Origin of the sequence: Geodermatophilus ruber, from assembly GCF_900114385.1 — a bacterium.
GTDB lineage: Bacteria > Actinomycetota > Actinomycetes > Mycobacteriales > Geodermatophilaceae > Geodermatophilus > Geodermatophilus ruber.
Genome location: NZ_FOSW01000011.1, coordinates 112,199 through 129,145, shown reverse-complemented (window position 1 = coordinate 129,145; position 16,947 = coordinate 112,199). Strand labels below are relative to the sequence as shown.

General features: G+C 75.3%; 15 protein-coding genes. 8 read left to right on the top strand and 7 right to left on the bottom strand.

Features of this window, described 5'->3' with window-relative positions; translation table 11 throughout:
• Nucleotides 1-101: 101 nt before the first annotated feature.
• Together BMZ50_RS17205 and BMZ50_RS17200 are read right to left on the bottom strand one after the other, a co-directional pair.
• Entirely contained in the window at nucleotides 102-1,454 is a 1,353-nt protein-coding gene (locus BMZ50_RS17205; RefSeq protein WP_091327089.1) for an MFS transporter, read from the bottom strand.
• A 201-nt stretch (nucleotides 1,455-1,655) separates the two neighbouring features.
• A complete protein-coding gene (locus tag BMZ50_RS17200; RefSeq protein WP_245753695.1) occupies nucleotides 1,656-2,336 on the bottom strand; it encodes a TetR/AcrR family transcriptional regulator in 681 nt (226 codons plus the stop codon).
• A 181-nt stretch (nucleotides 2,337-2,517) separates the two neighbouring features.
• Here BMZ50_RS17200 and BMZ50_RS17195 point away from each other — a divergent pair, with 181 nt between their 5' ends.
• Together BMZ50_RS17195 and BMZ50_RS17190 are read left to right on the top strand one after the other, a co-directional pair.
• Nucleotides 2,518-3,408: a shikimate dehydrogenase gene (locus tag BMZ50_RS17195; protein ID WP_091327087.1), complete on the top strand. Its 891-nt coding sequence runs from the start codon at nucleotides 2,518-2,520 to the stop codon at nucleotides 3,406-3,408.
• Entirely contained in the window at nucleotides 3,398-5,314 is a 1,917-nt protein-coding gene (locus BMZ50_RS17190; RefSeq protein WP_218146316.1) for a sugar phosphate isomerase/epimerase and 4-hydroxyphenylpyruvate domain-containing protein, read from the top strand. Before BMZ50_RS17195 ends, BMZ50_RS17190 begins: the two co-directional genes overlap by 11 nt.
• A 20-nt stretch (nucleotides 5,315-5,334) precedes the next feature.
• Here BMZ50_RS17190 and BMZ50_RS17185 read toward each other — a convergent pair whose 3' ends face one another.
• Nucleotides 5,335-6,147 carry a DUF1932 domain-containing protein gene (locus BMZ50_RS17185; RefSeq protein ID WP_091327085.1) on the bottom strand — a complete coding sequence of 271 codons (813 nt, stop codon included), beginning with the start codon at nucleotides 6,145-6,147 and terminating at the stop codon, nucleotides 5,335-5,337.
• Between the two features lie 124 nt (nucleotides 6,148-6,271).
• Nucleotides 6,272-6,607, bottom strand: coding sequence for an STAS domain-containing protein (locus tag BMZ50_RS17180; RefSeq protein WP_143087206.1), 336 nt, complete (start codon nucleotides 6,605-6,607; stop codon nucleotides 6,272-6,274).
• A 102-nt stretch (nucleotides 6,608-6,709) separates the two neighbouring features.
• On the opposite strand from BMZ50_RS17180, the gene BMZ50_RS17175 reads away from it, so the two are divergent.
• The 3 genes from BMZ50_RS17175 (at nucleotide 6,710) to BMZ50_RS17165 (ending at nucleotide 10,017) form a co-directional block, all read left to right on the top strand.
• Nucleotides 6,710-7,918 (top strand): MFS transporter, encoded by a 1,209-nt coding sequence (locus tag BMZ50_RS17175; RefSeq protein WP_245753694.1) that lies wholly within the window; start codon nucleotides 6,710-6,712, stop codon nucleotides 7,916-7,918.
• A gap of 92 nt (nucleotides 7,919-8,010) precedes the next feature.
• Nucleotides 8,011-9,018 carry an AAA family ATPase gene (locus BMZ50_RS17170; protein WP_245753693.1) on the top strand — a complete coding sequence of 336 codons (1,008 nt, stop codon included), beginning with the start codon at nucleotides 8,011-8,013 and terminating at the stop codon, nucleotides 9,016-9,018.
• Between the two features lie 324 nt (nucleotides 9,019-9,342).
• Nucleotides 9,343-10,017, top strand: a complete 675-nt coding sequence (locus tag BMZ50_RS17165) for a vWA domain-containing protein (protein ID WP_245753692.1) — start codon at nucleotides 9,343-9,345, stop codon at nucleotides 10,015-10,017.
• Between the two features lie 10 nt (nucleotides 10,018-10,027).
• Here the strand turns inward: BMZ50_RS17165 and BMZ50_RS17160 are convergent, their stop codons facing one another.
• Together BMZ50_RS17160 and BMZ50_RS17155 are read right to left on the bottom strand one after the other, a co-directional pair.
• Nucleotides 10,028-11,677: a thiamine pyrophosphate-binding protein gene (locus BMZ50_RS17160; RefSeq protein ID WP_091327076.1), complete on the bottom strand. Its 1,650-nt coding sequence runs from the start codon at nucleotides 11,675-11,677 to the stop codon at nucleotides 10,028-10,030.
• Entirely contained in the window at nucleotides 11,674-12,450 is a 777-nt protein-coding gene (locus BMZ50_RS17155) for a cyclase family protein (RefSeq protein WP_091327073.1), read from the bottom strand. Before BMZ50_RS17155 ends, BMZ50_RS17160 begins: the two co-directional genes overlap by 4 nt.
• A gap of 287 nt (nucleotides 12,451-12,737) precedes the next feature.
• Here BMZ50_RS17155 and BMZ50_RS17150 point away from each other — a divergent pair, with 287 nt between their 5' ends.
• From BMZ50_RS17150 to fmdA, 3 genes are all read left to right on the top strand, one after another.
• Entirely contained in the window at nucleotides 12,738-13,022 is a 285-nt protein-coding gene (locus tag BMZ50_RS17150) for an FmdB family zinc ribbon protein (protein WP_091327070.1), read from the top strand.
• Nucleotides 13,023-13,095: 73 nt separating this feature from the next.
• Entirely contained in the window at nucleotides 13,096-13,800 is a 705-nt protein-coding gene (locus BMZ50_RS17145; RefSeq protein WP_091327066.1) for an AmiS/UreI family transporter, read from the top strand.
• Between the two features lie 60 nt (nucleotides 13,801-13,860).
• Complete coding sequence (gene fmdA / locus BMZ50_RS17140; RefSeq protein WP_091327062.1) at nucleotides 13,861-15,114, top strand: formamidase; 1,254 nt, start codon at nucleotides 13,861-13,863, stop codon at nucleotides 15,112-15,114.
• Nucleotides 15,115-15,139: 25 nt separating this feature from the next.
• On the opposite strand, the gene BMZ50_RS17135 is transcribed toward fmdA, so the two are convergent.
• Nucleotides 15,140-16,825, bottom strand: coding sequence for a PP2C family protein-serine/threonine phosphatase (locus BMZ50_RS17135; protein WP_091327059.1), 1,686 nt, complete (start codon nucleotides 16,823-16,825; stop codon nucleotides 15,140-15,142).
• Nucleotides 16,826-16,947: the final 122 nt, after the last annotated feature.

The following is a 16,947-nucleotide window of genomic DNA, read 5'->3' as shown; positions in this document are numbered from 1 at the left end:
GGGACGGCTGCGGGCCCCGGCCGTCGGCCGGGGCCCGCAGGCGGCCCCGCTGCAGGGCCCCGCCCCGCGCCTGCGAGGGTGGGGGGCAGCGGGGTCCTTCGTCAGGCGCCGATCAGGTCCCGGTCGCGTCGGGTCGCGTCGTCCTTGCGGCCGAGCTGCTCCAGCGGCACGTGCGCGGTCTCCCGCGCGGTGAGGGCGCACAGCCCGGCGACGGTCGCCGCGGCCGCGGTCAGCAGGGCGACCGGAACCCAGCCGTTGACGCCCTCGCCCACGATCGCGGCGGCGATCGCCGGGGAGAACCCGCCCAGGGCGAAGCCGATCTGGGTGCCGATCGCCATGCCGGAGTAGCGGACCCGGGTGTCGAACATCTCGCCGTAGAGGGAGGGCCAGATGCCGTTGGCCGCCGAGTAGAAGACGCCGGCCAGCAGGATGCCGAACACGAAGATCAGCGCCACGTTGCCCTGCTGCAGTGCCCACAGGAAGGGGAAGACCGTCACCGCGGAGCCCAGGGCGCCGAAGGCGAACACCGGACGGCGGCCGATCCGGTCCGACAGCTGGGCCCACAGGATCAGCGCACCCAGCGCCACCGTGTTGGCCAGGATGATCATCCAGAGCAGCGTCGAGCGCTCGAGCCCCACGACGTTCGTGCCGTGCGCGAGCGCCCAGGTGCCGACGATCGTGCTCACCACCGAGACCAGCGCACACAGGACCACCCGCAGGACCGCGGCCCAGTGGTCCCGGAACAGGACGGCGACGGGCAGCTTGACGACCGTCTGCTCCTGCTCGGCCCGCTCGAACTCCGGCGTCTCGGGCAGCGAGCGGCGCACCCAGTAGCCGATGGCGACGACGACGGCGGAGAGGAAGAACGGGATCCGCCAGCCCCAGCTGAGCAGCGCGTCCTCCGGCAGCAGCGCGACGGGGATGAAGACCAGGTTGGCGAGGATCAGGCCGGCCTGGGTGCCGACGAGGGTGAAGCTGGTGAAGAAGCCGCGCCGGCCCTCGGGGGCGTGTTCCAGCGTCATCGAGTTGGCGCCGCTCTGCTCACCGGCGGCCGAGAGGCCCTGCAGGATGCGGAGCGCGACGAGCAGGACCGGGGCCGCGACCCCGATGGCGGCGTAGGAGGGCAGCGCGCCGATGAGGAACGTCGAGACGCCCATCAGCAGCAGGGTCAGCACCAGCATCCGCTTGCGGCCGACCTTGTCGCCGAAGTGCCCGATGACGACCGCGCCCAGCGGCCGGGCCACGTAGGCGACACCGAAGGTCGCCAGGGACAGCAGCGTGGCCGTGGAGGGGTCGGACTCGGGGAAGAACACCTTCGGGAAGACCAGCCCGGCGGCGGCCCCGTAGATGAAGAAGTCGTAGTACTCGAGCATGCTGCCCACGAAGCTGGCGAGGGCGGCCTTGCGTGGCGTGCGCTCGTGGGAGGTCCCACCGGGGGCGGTGGTCGTGCTCATGTCGGTCTCCTGGGGAGGCGCGGCGGCAGCGATCTCGTCGTGCCGGAGGGCGGCGGGTCGGGCCCGGGTGCGGTCGGGGGTGCGTCGTCGGGGAGCCGGTGCGCGGTCAGCGGCTTATGTACCAACTGGTTACGTACCAAATGGTGAGGTGACCGCCGTCACCGTGTCAAGCGGGCAGGTCAGAACGCCCCGTCGAGCCCCTCAGCGGCTGGTGAGGTAGGCGACGACGAGGTCGCCGAGCATCCGCCGCTGGTGCTCCCGGCGGGCCGGATCGAGCATGTCGCGACCGAAGATCGCGCCGAAGGTGTGCCGGTTGGCCGTCCGGAAGACGCAGAAGGCGCTGATCACCTGGTGCACGTCGAGCGCGTCGACGTCGTCCCGGAACAGCCCGGCGTCCCAGCCCCGCTCGAGGATGGCGCCCAGGACGTCCACGGCCGGATTGGCCAACCCCGACAGGGCCTCGGAGTGGGCGATGTGCTCGGCCCGGTGGATGTTCTCGATGCTGACCAGGCGGATGAACTCCGGATGCGCCTCGTGGTGGTCGAAGGTCAGCCCGGCGAGCTCGCGGATGGCCTCGACCGGGTCCAGGCACTCCACGTCGAGCTGCTGCTCGAGGCTCCGGATCCGGCTGTAGGCCTGCTCGAGGACGGCGACGTAGAGCTGCTCCTTGCCGCCGAAGTAGTAGTAGATCATCCGCTTGGTGGTGCTCAGCTTGTCGGCGATCTCGTTGATCCGGGCACCGGCGTAGCCGCGGTCGGCGAACTCGGCCGTGGCCACGGCGAGGATCTCCGCCCGGGTGCGCTCGGCGTCCCGTGTCCGCTCCGGCGCTGCGGCGGGCGCCCCCGCGACGGGGAGCTCGTCCCCGGGGTGCTGCACGGTCACTGCGCCCTCCCACCTCGGCGGCCGCCCCGAGCAGCCGTCCCGAGCAGCGTAGGTGCGCCCCGGAACGCCCGGCTGTGCCACCCGGTGCCGTGTCGCCGGTCACGCCGGGGGCTGGCGGCGGACCCGCGGATGTGGTCCCCTTGGAACAACTCACCAACTGGTACATAGGCAGGAGACGTTCATGGCGTCCGGCGCGCGCAGCTTCCTGGTCGGCCTGGTCGGCACCGGCATCGGCCCCTCCCTCACCCCGCCGCTGCACGAGCGCGAGGCCGACGAGCTGGGGCTGCGCTACCTCTACCAGCGGCTGGACCTCGACCGGCTGGAGCGGCCGGCCGGCGCGATCGGGGAGATCCTGGCCGCGGCCCGGCTGGCCGGGTACGACGGGCTCAACGTCACCCACCCCTGCAAGCAGCTGGTGCTCGACCACCTCGACGAGCTCTCCCCCGACGCCGCCGCCCTCGGCGCGGTCAACACCGTCGTCCTGCGCGGGGGTCGGGCCGTCGGCCACAACACCGACTGGTCCGGCTTCGCCCGCGCCTTCGACCGCGGGCTGCCCGACGCCGCCCTCGGCCGGGTCGTGCTGCTCGGAGCCGGCGGGGCCGGCGCGGCGGTCGCCCACGCGCTGCTCACCCTCGGCGCCCGGCAGCTGACCATCGTCGACGTCGACGTGCAGCGGGCCGTCGAGCTGGCCGGCGCGCTGCGCGCGCGCTTCGGCGCCGACCGGGCCACCGGCGGCAACCTGGCCACCCTCGCCGTCGCGCTCCAGGACGCCGACGGGCTGGTGCACGCCACACCGACCGGCATGGCCGCGCACCCGGGCCTGCCGCTGCCGGCCGGGCTGCTGCGGCCGGAGCTGTGGGTGGCCGACATCGTCTACCGGCCGCTGGAGACCGAGCTGGTCCGGACCGCCCGGGAGCGCGGCTGCCGGGTGCTCGACGGCGGCGGCATGGCCGTCTTCCAGGCCGTCGACGCCTTCCGGCTGTTCACCGGCGTGGAGCCCGACGCCGAGCGGATGCTCGCGCACTTCACCACCCTGGTCGCCGGCCCGGAGCGGAACGTCCGTGTCAGCTGAAGAAGGACCCCGTCCTCCCCACCCCTCGCTCCGCTCGGGGCGGGACCCGGGACGGGGCCGAACGATCGCCACGGTCTGCCTGTCGGGCACCCTCGAGGACAAGATCGTCGCGGCCGCCGGCGCCGGGTTCGACGGCATCGAGGTGTTCGAGCCGGACCTGGTCGCCTCCCCGTGGTCCCCGGCGGAGCTGGCCGCCCGCTGCGCCGACCTCGGCCTGTCCATCGACCTCTACCAGCCCTTCCGCGACCTGGACTCCACCGACCCGGCGCGGTTCGCCCGCAACCTGCGCCGGCTGGAGCGGAAGTTCGACGTGATGGCCGGCCTCGGCGTCGACACCGTGCTGGTGTGCTCGTCGGTCGCCGACGACGCGGTCGACGACCCCGACCTGCTCGCCGAGCAGCTGGCTGCCGCGGCCGCCCGGGCCGGCGAGCGAGGGCTGCGGATCGCCTACGAGGCGCTGGCCTGGGGCCGGCACGTCTCCACCTGGGAGGGTTCGTGGGACGCGGTCCGCCGCGCGGGCTCCCCCGCCCTCGGGTTGTGCCTGGACAGCTTCCACGTGCTCTCCCGCGGCGGGGACCCGGCCGGGTTCGCGCAGGTGCCGGCCGACAAGCTGTTCTTCCTGCAGCTGGCCGATGCACCCCGGCTGGCGATGGACGTGCTGCAGTGGAGCCGCCACCACCGCCTCTTCCCCGGCCAGGGCGCCTTCGACCTCCCCGGTTTCCTCGGGCACGTGCGGGCCGCCGGGTACACCGGCCCGCTGTCCCTCGAGGTGTTCAACGACGTCTACCGGCAGGCCGACCCGGCCCGCACCGCGGTCGACGCGATGCGCTCCCTGCAGTGGCTCGAGGAGGCGCGCGCGGTCGGCGGCCAGGAGTCCGGGCGGTCCGTGCCCCCGCCCGCGCCGGCGCTGTCCGGCTACTCGTTCACCGAGCTGGCCGTCGACGGCGTCTCCGGCCCGCAGGTCGCCGGCGTCCTGGCGGCGCTCGGCTTCACCCACACCGGCCAGCACCGGTCCAAGCCGGTGCAGCTGTGGGAGCAGGGGTCCGCGCGGGTGCTGCTCAACGCCTCCGTCGTCCGCCCGGCGGCGGCCGGCGTGGCGTCGGTCGCCGCCCTCGGCCTGGAGAGCGCGGACCCGCCCCGGTCGGCGCGGCGCGCCGGGGCGATGAGCGCCCCGGTGCTGCCCCGCAGCCGCGGCGCCGCGGAGGCCGACCTCGCCGCCGTCGCCGCCCCCGACGGCACCCAGGTGTTCTTCACCCGCACCGGGCCCGACGGCTGGCCGGCGGACTTCCTGCCGACCGGCGCGACCGCCGGGCCGGGCAGCGGCCTGACCGGCGTCGACCACGTCGGCCTCACCCAGCCCTTCGACGCCTTCGACGAGGCCGGGCTGTTCTACCGGGCGGTGCTCGGCCTCGAGCCGCAGGAGGTGACCGAGCTGGCCGCCCCCTTCGGGCTGGTGCGCACCCGCGCGGTCACCGGCCCCGACCGGGCGGTGCGGCTGGCGCTGAGCGTGGCCGTGCTGCGCCGCGGCGGGTGGGCGCCGGCCGTGCCCGAGCCCCAGTACGTCGCCTTCGCCACCGACGACATCGTCGCGACCGCCCGGGCGCTGCGCGCGGCCGGCGCGCCCCTGCTGGGGATGCCGGCCAACTACGTCGACGACCTGGCCGCGCGCTTCGACCTCCCGGACGACCTGCTGGCCGCCGTCCGCGAGCACGGCCTGATGTACGAGGAGGACGCGCACGGCGGCTACCTGCACCTGGCCACCGAGGTCCTCGGCGACCGGGTGTTCTTCGAGGTGGTGCAGCGGATCGGCGGTTACGACGGGTACGGCAGCGCCGATGCGCCGGTCCGCATGGCTGCGCACCGCCGCCGCCGGCAGGCCGCCCGCGCGGACGCGCACGCCCGCTGAGTTCGGTCGGGGAGCCGACGCTAGCGGGCTCTCCGCGATCCGTCCTGGTCGGCCGCGAGCTCCGGCGCCATCAGCTCGCGGAGCTGGTCGCGGGCCGCCGCGGCGATCCGGGCCCCGACCCCGAGCTCGCGCAGCTGCTCGGCGGCCGCCGCCATCTCCTCGGCCCGACGCCGCGCGTGCCGGTGGCTGCCGGTGACCAGCCGGTCGACGTCCCCCGCGGTGAAGGCGGCGAGCTCGGTGGCGATGTTCTCCCGCAGCCACTCCCCCGCGCCGGCGGCCTCGGCGGCGGCCAGCGCCTCCACCACGGCGGCGGCCACGCCCTTGTAGAAGACGCTGCGCAGCAGCTTGCGCGAGATCGCCGTCCCCACAGGCCCCTCGCACAGCTCGACCCGGACGCCGAACCCCGCCAGCAGCGCGGCGTACCGGGGCGCGCCCTCCCCGGAGACGACCATCGGCGTGCGCAGGCCGCGGCCGGGCACGGTCGACATCAGCGCTACGTCCGCGACCGGCACCCCGCGCCCGGCCACCGTGTCGGCGAGGGCCCGCTTGACGCCGGGAGCTGCGGTGTTGAGGTCGGCCCAGACCGTTCCCGCGCGCAGGCCGGGGAGGGCGTTGCGCAGCGCCGGCAGGGCGTCGGAGGAGCTGTTCACGCTCAGCACCAGGTCGGCGTCGACCACCGCGGCGGCCTCGTCACGACGCGGCAGCACACCGTCGGGCGCGGCCACGCGGGGGTCGTAGCCGCGCACGTCGGCCCCGGCGGCCACCAGGTCGCGGGCGATCTCGGAGCCGGCCTCGCCCAGGCCGAGCAGCGCGATCGCGGGGGGTCGGTCCATCGGCGTCCTCCTCCTGCGGCCAGACCCCGGGAACTGTAGGCGGCCCCCCATTGCGCTCGGATGACGGTCCGTGCCACGCGTCCCCGCGGGTGGGGGACGCCGGCCGGCCGGGCCCCCGCGGCGGTCAGGGGCCGTCGGCCTGGAACAGCGGGGAGATCCCGGCGACCTCCAGCACCTTGACGAAGCGGGGCGTGGGCCGGCGGATCAGTGCCGGGCGCCCGGTGCCCCGGGCGTGCTGCGCCCAGCGGACCAGCATCGACAGCCCGGTCGAGTCGATGTAGGTCAGCGCGCCGACGTCGACGGCGACCACGGCCCGGGGGTCCACCCCGGCGACCTCCATCTCCTGCACCACCGGCGCGTCGACGTCCCCGCGCAGGTGCAGCACGGAGCCACCCGCGTCGCCGGTCAGCTCGAAGGAACCGCTCGGCGGGAGCACAGCGTCCCCCCACCGGCCGTCCACGGGCGACACCCTGGCCCACAGTGGTGCGGAGGACAACCACTTCTCGAACGGTGGCCGCGGCGGGGCGCGCCCCGGACCTCCTCCGGGGCCGTGGGAGCATCGGTGCTCGTGCGGAAGCGGGGCGCCGGGCAGCTGCCCCGCGAGGTCGGGGTGCTCTCCGTCGTGGCCTTCGTGGTCGCCCTCGGCTTCGGCATCGTCGCCCCGGCCATCCCGCTGTACGCCCGCTCGTTCGGCGTGGGCACCACCGCCGTCGGCCTCGCGGTGAGCGCCTTCGCCTTCTTCCGCTTCGCCTCGGCCTTCGCCGGCGGCTCGCTGGTCGAGCGGCTCGGCGAGCGCGCGGTGCTGACCCTCGGCCTGGTCACGGTCGCGGTCACGACCGGCGCGGCGGGGCTGGCCGGCTCCTTCCCGCTGTTCCTGGCGCTGCGCGCGGCCGGCGGGATCGGCAGCGCCATGTTCACCGTGGCGGCGCTGTCCCTGCTGCTGCGGGTCTCGCCGCCCACGCACCGGGGGCGGGCGGCGGCGACCTATCAGGGCGGTTTCATCCTCGGCGGGATCGCCGGCCCGGCCGTGGGCGGCCTGCTCGCCGAGCTCTCCCCCCGGCTGCCGTTCCTGCTCTACGCCGGCTTCCTGCTCCTCGCCGGCGGTCTGGGCCTGCTCTTCCTGCGCTCCGGCTCCGCCGGCCCGGCGGCGGGGACGCCGGACCCCGCGGTGCCCGAGCCCTCCGACGACCCGCTCCCGCTGCGCGCCGCGTTCCGCTCCCGGGTCTACCTCGCCGCGCTGGTGGCCAACCTGGGCGTGGGGTGGGTGCTCTTCGGCATCCGCAACTCGCTGGTGCCGCTGTACGTGACCGAGGAGCTCGGGCGCACGGTGGCCTGGGCCGGCGCGGGCCTGCTGGCCGGGTCGCTCGCCCAGGCGGTGGGGCTGCTGCGCTCCGGCCGCCTGGCCGACACCTGGGGGCGCCGTCCGTCGCTGGTGCTGGGCGCGGCGCTGGCCACCGTCTCCATCGGCCTGCTCGTGCTGCCGCCGGGCATCGGCACGTTCCTGGTCGCGATGGCCGGCTACGGGCTGGCCGCCTCGCTGCTGGCCAGCGTGCCGGCCGCGCTGGTCGGGGACGTCAGCCCGGCCCGGGGCGGCCGGGTGGTCGCGGTGTTCCAGATGTCGGCCGACCTGGGCGCGGTGGTGGGCCCCCTGGCCGCCGGGTGGCTCACCGACGTCGCCTCCTACCAGGTGGCCTTCGCCGTCAGCACCGGCGTGCTCGCCCTCGGGCTGGTGGCGGCGCTCGCCCTGCCCCGGGAGAAGCGGCCCGGCTGACCCGCCGACCGCGCCGTTCGCACTGATCAGCCGGCGGGTCTGGTTACCCTGCCCGGAGCAGAGCCCGAGGACCCCCGGCCGCCGGAGGACACGTGAGCATCGATTCCCGCACCGCGGCCGGCCCGCCGGGGCCGGACACCGCGATCACCGGCAGCAGGATCGGTGGCACCGACGGGCGCTCCGTCCGCGAGGTGCGGGCGCGGGTCGCCGGGCACCTGGTCGGCCGGGAGCGGGAGATCGACCTGCTGCTGGCGGCGGTCTCGGCCGGCCGCGACGTGCTGCTGGAGGGCCCCCCGGGGACGTCGAAGTCGACCCTGCTGCGGTCGATCACCACCGAGTGGGGCATTCCGCTGGTGTTCGTCGAGGGCAACGCCGACCTCACCCCCACCCGGCTGGTCGGCCACCACAACCCGGCGCGGGTGCTGCGCGAGGACTACACGGAGGACAACTTCGTCGCCGGCCCGCTGGTCGAGGCGATGCGCTCGGGCGGCTTCCTCTACGTGGAGGAGTTCAACCGGGCACCGGAGGACACGCTCAACACGCTGCTGACCGCCATGGCCGAGCGGCGCATCGCGGTCCCCCGCGTGGGCACGGTCGAGGCGCGGCCGACCTTCCGCGTCGTCGCCTCGATGAACCCCTACGACAACGTCGGCACCACCCGGCTGTCCACCTCGGTCTACGACCGGCTGTGCCGGTTGGCCGTCGACTACCAGGACGCCGCGGCCGAGCGCGGCATCGTCGGGCGGCGCACCGGCCTGGAGTCGCCGCGGCTGATCGCCGACGCCGTCGCGCTGACCCGGGCGACCCGCGACCGGGACGACGTCCGGCAGGGCAGCAGCGTGCGCGGGGCCATCGACCTGGCCCTGGTCGCCGCCCAGCTGGCCGCGATGCGCGCCGTCCCGCTTCCCGACGAGCCCTCGGTCGAGCCGCCGCGCGGGCTGCCGGAGGAGTACACGGACGCCGTGCTCGACGCCCTGCTGCTGGCGCTGTCCGGGCGGATCTTCCTCGACGAGGCCCTCGACGCGACCTCCGAGACCGTCCTCCGGGAGATCTGGGAGGACCACTTCCTGCTGCGTCCCGGCGCCGCCGAGCCCGGTTGAAGGACGATCGACGCCGACTCCCCGCTGACCCGGCGCGACCGCGGCGCGGCCGGCCGGACCCGGGGCACCCGCCCCCTGCGCCGGCGCCCCAAGGAGCTCACCGAGCAGCCGGCGCTGTATCAGCCCGCCCACGGGGGTGGCGGGCTGGCGCTGACCTCGGGGAGCCGCCGGCGTGACCGGCCGGCCGGCGCGCGGCCCGGCGGCACCGCGCGCGGCACGACCGACGAGCCGGCGGAGCTGATCCCGCTGGCCGAGCCGGCCGGTGTCGACGGGCCGGACCGGGCGGCGCGGCAGCGGGCCCGGGAGATCGCCCGCCGGCTGGCCGTGGCCCGGCCGCCGCGGGACCGGCGGGCGCGCCGCGGCCTCGGGGAGCTGGCCAGCCTGCGGTGGAGCGGCGGCTCCGACGAGCTGGACCTCGAGCGCACGCTGGAGGCGGTCGCCGGCACGCCGCTACCCGAGGACGAGGACGTCGTCGTGCGGGAGCGGGTGCGCCGGCGCCGCTCGGTGGTGCTCGTCGTCGACGTGTCCGGCTCGATGCGCGGCGAGCGGATCCGGACCGCGGCCGCCACCGTCGGCGCGCTGGCCGGGGAGCTGGCCCGCGACCGGCTGGCCGTCGTCGCCTTCTGGTCCGACGCCGCCGCGCTGGTCCGGCTCGGGGAGACCGTGGACCCGCTCGCCGTCGTCGACCTGCTCGTGCGGGTGCCCACCCAGGGGCTGACCAACGTCTCCTTCGCGCTGGAGACCGCCGGCGCGCAGCTGGCCGGCGTCCCGCCCCGGGACGCGCGCGTGCTGCTGCTGTCCGACTGCGTGCACAACGCCGGCCCGGACCCGCGGCTGGTGGCCGGCCGGCTGCCCCGGCTCGACGTCCTGCTCGACACCTCCGGCGAGGACGACGTGGACCTCGGCCGCGACCTCGCGCGGGCCGGCCGGGGCCGCTGCCGGCTGGTGCGCGGCCACCGCGACGTCGCCGCCGCGCTCACCGCCGTCTTCGCTGACTGAGCCGCGCGGCTCAGTGGCCGCGGAACGCCTCCTCCAGCCACCACGACGGCTCGTCGGCGGCCACCTTCGCGTCGACCAGCAGCGGCGCCGTCCGCGGGCCGGCCACCCACGCGGCCACCGCGCCGAGGTCCTCCGGGCGGCGCACGGTGACGGCGTCGAACCCGTAGCCCCGGGCGATGGCGGCCAGGTCGGTCTCCGGGAAGCGGACGGTGTCGAGCGGGTGGCCGTCGGGGCCGAAGTGGTGCACCTCCGCCCCGTAGGCGTCGTCGTTGTAGACGACGACCACCATCGGCAGGCCCAGCCGCGCCACCGTCTCCAGCTCCGCGGCGCCCATCAGCGCACCGCCGTCCCCCAGCGCGGCCACCGGCAGCCGGTCGGGCCGGGCGAGCGCGGCGCCGATCGCCGAGGCCAGCCCCAGCCCGACGGACTGGAAGGCCTGGGTGAAGCAGAACCCGAACTCGTCCGGCACGTCGAGGAACATGCTCGGGTAGCCCATGAAGTTGCCCGAGTCGACCGCGACGACCCGCTCGGCCGGCAACAGGTCGTCCAGCGCGACGGTCAGCGTGCGCGGGTCGATGCGGCCCGCACCGCCGGCCGGCTCGAACGGGACGTCCCGCCAGCGCACCCGCTCGGCGATGGCCGTCCGGTTCTCCCGCGTCCGGTACCCGGTCGCCGTGCCCTCCGGAAGCGCCGCGGTGGCCGCCTCGGCCATCGCCCGCACGTCACCGACCACACCGACGGTGACGTCGCGGTGGGCGCCCAGGGCCTCCCGGTCGAGATCGACCTGGACGACGACCGCGTCGTCGGCGATCAGCCGGCCGTGCCGCATCGTCCACATGTTGAGCGCGCAGCCCCAGCCGACGATCAGGTCCGCGCCGGAGACGAGCTCGGCGGCCAGCGGCGAGGCGAAGCCGCCGGAGACGTCGAGCGACCACGGGTTGCCGGCGAACAGCCCCTTGGCGACCGCCGAGGTGGCCAGCAGCGCGCCGCACCGCGCGGCGAGCTCCTCCAGCGCCGCTCGGCAGCCGGGGCCGCGGGCACCGCGGCCGGCGACGAACACCGGCCGCCGCGCCCCGCGGAGCGCGGCGACGAGCCGCTCGACCTCCTCGGCGGCCGCGGGCGGGATCTCCCGGAACGGCAGCGTGACCGGCCCGCCCGCCACCGGCCCGGGGAGCGCCGGCGCGTCCTGCACGTCCAGCGGCAGGTTGAGCAGCACGGTGCGCCGCTCCCCGACCGCCGTCGCCACCGCGGCCGCGACCTGCTCGACCGCGTTCCGGGCGGAGGTGACCCGCATCGGCACCGCGCCCACCGCGGTGGCCAGCGCGACCTGGTCGACGTGGAAGTTCGACCGCGGCGAGGTCGCCTCGGCGGCCAGCACGACCAGCGGGGTCCGGCTCTTGGCCGCTTCGGTGAGACCGGTCAGGGCGTTGGTGAGCCCGCAGCCCTGGTGGACGGTCAGCGCCGCCGGGCGCCCGCTCATCCGGGCGTAGGCGTCGGCCATCGTCGCCGCGCCGCCCTCGTGGCGGGCGGCGACGAAGCGGGCGCCCGCGGCCACCATGGCGTTGGTGACGGCGAAGTTGCCCGAGCCGACGACGCCGAAGACGGCGTCCACGCCGCACCCGACCAGCGCCGCGCCGACCACCTCGGCGACGGTGCTCATCCGCGCTCGACGAGGGCCAGCACCCGGGCCGGCGACCCCGAACCGTGCACGATCGGCAGCGGCGCCGCGATCAGCACCGCGCCGGTCGGCGGCAGCTGCGCGAGGTTCTGCAGCTGGGTGAGCCCGTACTTGCCGCTGCCCATCAGCGCGGCGTGGCAGGGGAACGGTGGGTCGAAGGAGTGCGCCGCCCCGGCGTCGGTGCCGACGGTCTCCACGCCCACCCCGATCACCGGCGCCTCCTCGGCCAGCCAGCGGGCGCACTCCGGCGAGATGCCCGGGGTGTGCGCGCCGGTCTCGTCGGCGTTGAGGTACTCCTCCTGGGAGGCGCTGCGGGCGTCCCACCCGGTGCGGTAGAGCAGCCAGCCGCCCTCGGGCAGCGGGCCGTGGTCGGCCTCCCACTTGCGGACGTGCTCGACCTCGAGCAGGAAATCGGGGTCGGCCCCGGCCTCGGCGGAGAAGTCGAGGACGGCGGCCGGCCCGATCAGCCTGCGCGGCGGCACCAAGGCGACGTCCTCCCCGTCCCGGCCGGTCACCCAGTGGTTGGGCGCGTCGAAGTGCGTGCCGGTGTGCTCGCCGGTGCGGAAGTTGTTCCAGTACCAGGCCGGACCGCGGTCGTCGTAGCGGCTGAGCTCCTCCAGCTCGAAGCGCGCGGTCTGGGCGAACTCGGCGGGCAGCGCGATGACGGGGGTGTCGGCCGACAGCGGCGCGGTGAGGTCGACGACCTCGATGCCGCCGGTCGCCAGCGCGGCGGCGAACCCGGGGAGGAGCGACATTGGCTGTTCCTTCTGCTCAGGAGGGGAGGGTGGCCCGCCCATCATGATCGACGCGGCTCCTTGCCGGGCCCCCGCGGTGCCCGCCGGGAGCCGCCGGGGCGGTCCGGCCCCTCCTCGTGCGCGCACGGTGTGCCCCGGTCACGACGCGCCGCGCCCGGGTTCCCGCGCCTCCGGGACGGGGGGGTCCGCGTTCGGGGATCTTGCCGCCGCCGGGCGACCGGAGCAACCTCGCGGCCAGTGGCCCGTGGCGCCACAGAGTGTCCGGACCGGTTGCACCGAGGGTGGCCATGGTCGTCTACGTCTACCGATGCTCCGAGCACGGCGTGACCGAGCAGTCCCGCCCGATCGGTACGGCCACCGCCGCGGTCCCGTGCCCGACGTGCGGCTCCCCGGCTCCGCGGGTCTTCACCGCCCCGCGGCTGTCTCTGGGCGACCCGACCCGGGGGGCGCTGCTGGACCGCGCCGAGCGCAGCCGCGACGCCCCTGAGGTGGTCTCCGCTCCCCCGCCGCGGCCGAGGCGCCGCTCCCCGACGCTGACCGACCCGAAGCTGCGCCGGCTGCCGCGTCCCTGATCCGCCGTCCGGCCGGCGACGGCCGGCCGGGCGTCCCTCTGCCCCGATCGATTGCGATGAAGGGACGGTTCCCATGGCCAGTGTCGGCCTGCTGTACGTCGGAGCGGTGCTCCTCATCAACGGGGTGATGCTGCTGGGCTGGATGGACGCCCGGGCTGCCGCGCCGTTGAACCTGTTCGTCGGCGCCCTGCAGGTGTTCACCCCGACCTACCTGATCGTCACCTCGGGCGGCGACCCCGACGTGATCCTCTCCGCGTCGGGCATCTACCTGTTCGGCTTCACCTACCTGTACGTGGGCATCAACCTGCTCGGCGACCTGGACGGCGCCGGCCTGGGCTGGTTCTCCGGCTTCGTCGCCGTCTGCGCGATCGTCTACTCCGCGTTGAACTTCAGCCGCTTCGACGACCCCGCCTTCGGTGTCATCTGGCTCTACTGGGCCTTCCTGTGGGCGCTGTTCTTCGTGGTGCTGGGGCTGAAGCGGGAAGAGTTCACCCGCTTCACCGGCGCCGTCGCCATCGTCGCCGGCATCGTGACCGCCGCGGTGCCCGCCTTCCTGCTGCTCACCGGCAAGTGGGCGGACAACACCAGGACGTGGGCGATCGTGATCGCGGTCATCTGCATCCTCTCGCTGGCCCTCTACCCGCGGCTGCGCCAACCGCGGGCGACGGCCGGAACCGCTCCGGCGCCGGAGCTGCGGGAGACCTCCACGCCGACGCCCCGCCCCAGCCAGAGCGCCGCGCCCGGCCGGGACGAGTCCGCCGGGCGCCGGAGGAGGTGAGGCCGGCACCCGAGCGAGCACAGCACCGTCGTCCCACCCCCGCCGATCAGGAGGTAGGTCATGCCCGAGGTCGTGTTCCCGCTGGACTCCACCAAGAAGTTCACCGACCAGCGCTACGTCGGACACAACCGATGGCACCCGGACATCCCGGCCAACGTGACCGTCCGCCCGGGCGACGTGTTCCGGGTGCACTGCCGTGAGTGGTTCGACGGGGCGATCCACAACGACGACTCGGCCGACGACGTCCGCGACGCACCGCTGTCCAGGGTGCACGTGCTCAGCGGGCCGATCGCCGTCGAGGGCGCCGAACCCGGGGACCTGCTGCTCGTGGACATCCTGGACGTCGGGCCCATCCCGCAGGAGGACTCCGGACCGCTGGCCGGCCAGGGGTGGGGCTACACCGGCATCTTCCCGAAGCAGAACGGGGGCGGGTTCCTCACCGACGAGTTCCCCGACGCCTACAAGGTGATCTGGGACTTCCTCGGCATCAAGGCGACCTCCCGGCACATCCCCCGGGTGTCGTTCACCGGGATCGTGCACCCCGGCCTGATGGGAACAGCACCCTCCGCGGACCTGCTCGCCCGCTGGAACGAGCGGGAGGGCGAGCTGATCGCCACCGACCCCGACCGGGTACCGCCGCTGGCCCTGCCCCCGCTGCCGCAGGACGCCATCCTCGGCACCCTCAGCGGCGAGGAGTTCGACCGTGCGGCCGCCGAGGCCGCCCGGACCGCGCCCCCGCGGGAGAACGGCGGCAACCAGGACATCAAGAACCTGACCAAGGGCAGCCGGATCTTCTACCCGGTCTTCGTCCCCGGGGCCAAGCTGTCGATGGGCGACCTGCACTTCTCCCAGGGGGACGGCGAGATCACCTTCTGCGGCGCGATCGAGATGGGCGGCTTCCTGGACCTGCACGTCGACCTCATCAAGGGCGGCATGGAGACCTACGGCGTGGGCGAGAACGCCGTGTTCATGCCCGGCAACGTGGACCCGCGCTACGACCAGTGGCTGGCCTTCTCCGGTGTGTCCGTCACCAGGGACAACGAGCAGCGCTACCTGGACTCCACCCTGGCCTACAAGCGCGCCTGCCTGCACGCGATCGACTACCTGTCGAAGTTCGGTTACACGCCGGAGCAGGTCTACATGATCCTGGGGGCAGCCCCGATCGAAGGCCGGCACTCCGGGGTGGTGGACATCCCGAACGCCTGCTCCACCGTCTACATCCCGACCGGGATCTTCGACTTCGACGTCCGTCCGAGCGCGTCGGGGCCGACCCGGATCGACCCGGCGCCGGGCGTGCCGAAGTCCAGCTTCTGAGGACGGTGCGCAGCCCTTCCCCGCGTCAGCGGGGAGGGGCTCCGCCAGCGGCGTGGAAGGCGACGGCGACGATGGCGACATCGTCGTCGGAGCGGTGCCGGACGATCCGCTCCAGGAGCCCGTCGCACAGGTCGTCCACGCCGCAGGGCCCGAGCTCGCCGACGAGCGCGGTGAGCCGGGCCAGCCCCTCGTCGATCCCCGTCCGCCCCTGCTCGACCAGCCCGTCGGTGTAGAAGACGACGACGTCCCCGGGGAGCAGCTGGACCGACGCGTCCGACCGCGCCGGGTGCGCGCCGGTGCCCAGCAGCGTCTCCGGGGGCGTGTCGAGCCGCTCGACCCGGCCGTCCGCGCGGCGCACCAGCGGCGGCAGGTGCCCGGCCGAGGACCACCGGAGCGTCCGCCGGTCCTCGGCGGCCTCGCCGGGCGGCTGCTCGATCCGCGCGATCAGCGCGGTCGCCAGGGTGCCGATCCGCAGGCCGGTGAGGGTCGTGTCGACCCGGGTGAGGATGCGCGCCGGCTGCTCCTGCCGGTCGTAGGCGATCCCCCGGACGATGCTGCGGACCTGCCCCATGGCGGCCGCGGCGTCCACGTTGTGGCCGACGACGTCGCCGATCACCAGCAGGGTCGCGCCGTCGGGCTGCTGGAATGCGTCGTACCAGTCGCCGCCGACGTGCATGTGGCTGGCCGCCGGCTGGTAGCGGACGGCGATCTCCAGGTGGTCCGGCTGCGGGGGCGGGGTGAGCAGGCTGCGCTGGAGGGTCTCGGCCACCTTCAGCTGCCGGCCGTAGAGGCGCGCGTTGTCGATCGCGAGGGAGGCCCGCCGGGCCACCTCCACCGCCGTGGCGATCTGCATCTCGCTGTGCGGCGGCCGCGCGGAGGTGTTGACCAGCCCCAGCGCGCCGAAGGTCTCCGCCCGCGCCCGCAGGGGGACGATCGTGAGCGAGGCCGCGTCCAGCCGCCGCCACGCCTCCCGCACCGCGTCGGTGCCCAGGGTCGGCTCGACGAGCTCCTGGTCGATCGAGGCCAGGTGGATCGGCTCGCCGGTGAGCAGCGCGGCCGCCATGGGGTTGCTGTCGTCCCGCGGGCTCTGCACCCGCTGGGTCAGGTAGATGTCCAGGTCGGCCAGCCGGGAGGGGTCCCGGTGTGCCCCCACCTGTTCGGTGGACTGCCCGTCGTCGCCCAGGACCGACACCACCGCCCAGTCGCACAGCCGGGGGACGACGAGGTCGACGAGCTTGCCCACCGACTCATCGGCGTCCAGCGTGCTGATCATCGCCTCGCTGACCTCGGCCAGGAAGCGGAGCCGGTCGCTCTCCGCGCCCTCCCCCGGCGCGGTGGCGTGGCCGGCTGCCCCCTCGGCAGGGGCGGATCCGGTCGCCGCCGCCAGCTGCACGTGCAGCCGGCCGCCGACCGGCACGGCGGTGGCCTCGAGCCAGCAGTTGCGGGGGGCGTAGAAGCCCCGCCACGTCACGCGCTCGCCGACGCTGCGCGCGTGCAGCAGGAAGCTGTGGAAGATCGTGCCGGCCAGCTCCGGCAGCGCGATCCAGATGTTGCGGTCGACGAGCTCGTCGCGTCGCCGGCCCAGCAGCGCGGCGGTGCCCTCGTCGACGGCGACGATCGTCCAGTCGGCGTCGAAGACGGCGACGCGGTCCGCCGAGGCCCCGGGGGCCGCCCCCGCGGCGGGCCCGGAGGCTGTGCGCGCCTTCTCCACGACGTCTGCACCACCTCGATCGGCGGCACGTCCGCCGCATTCCGGAGGCACACTACGCCAGCGGCACCCGTTCTCCGGTCCGCATGCCGTCAGCCGCGCAGTGCCCCCGCCGGACGGGCACG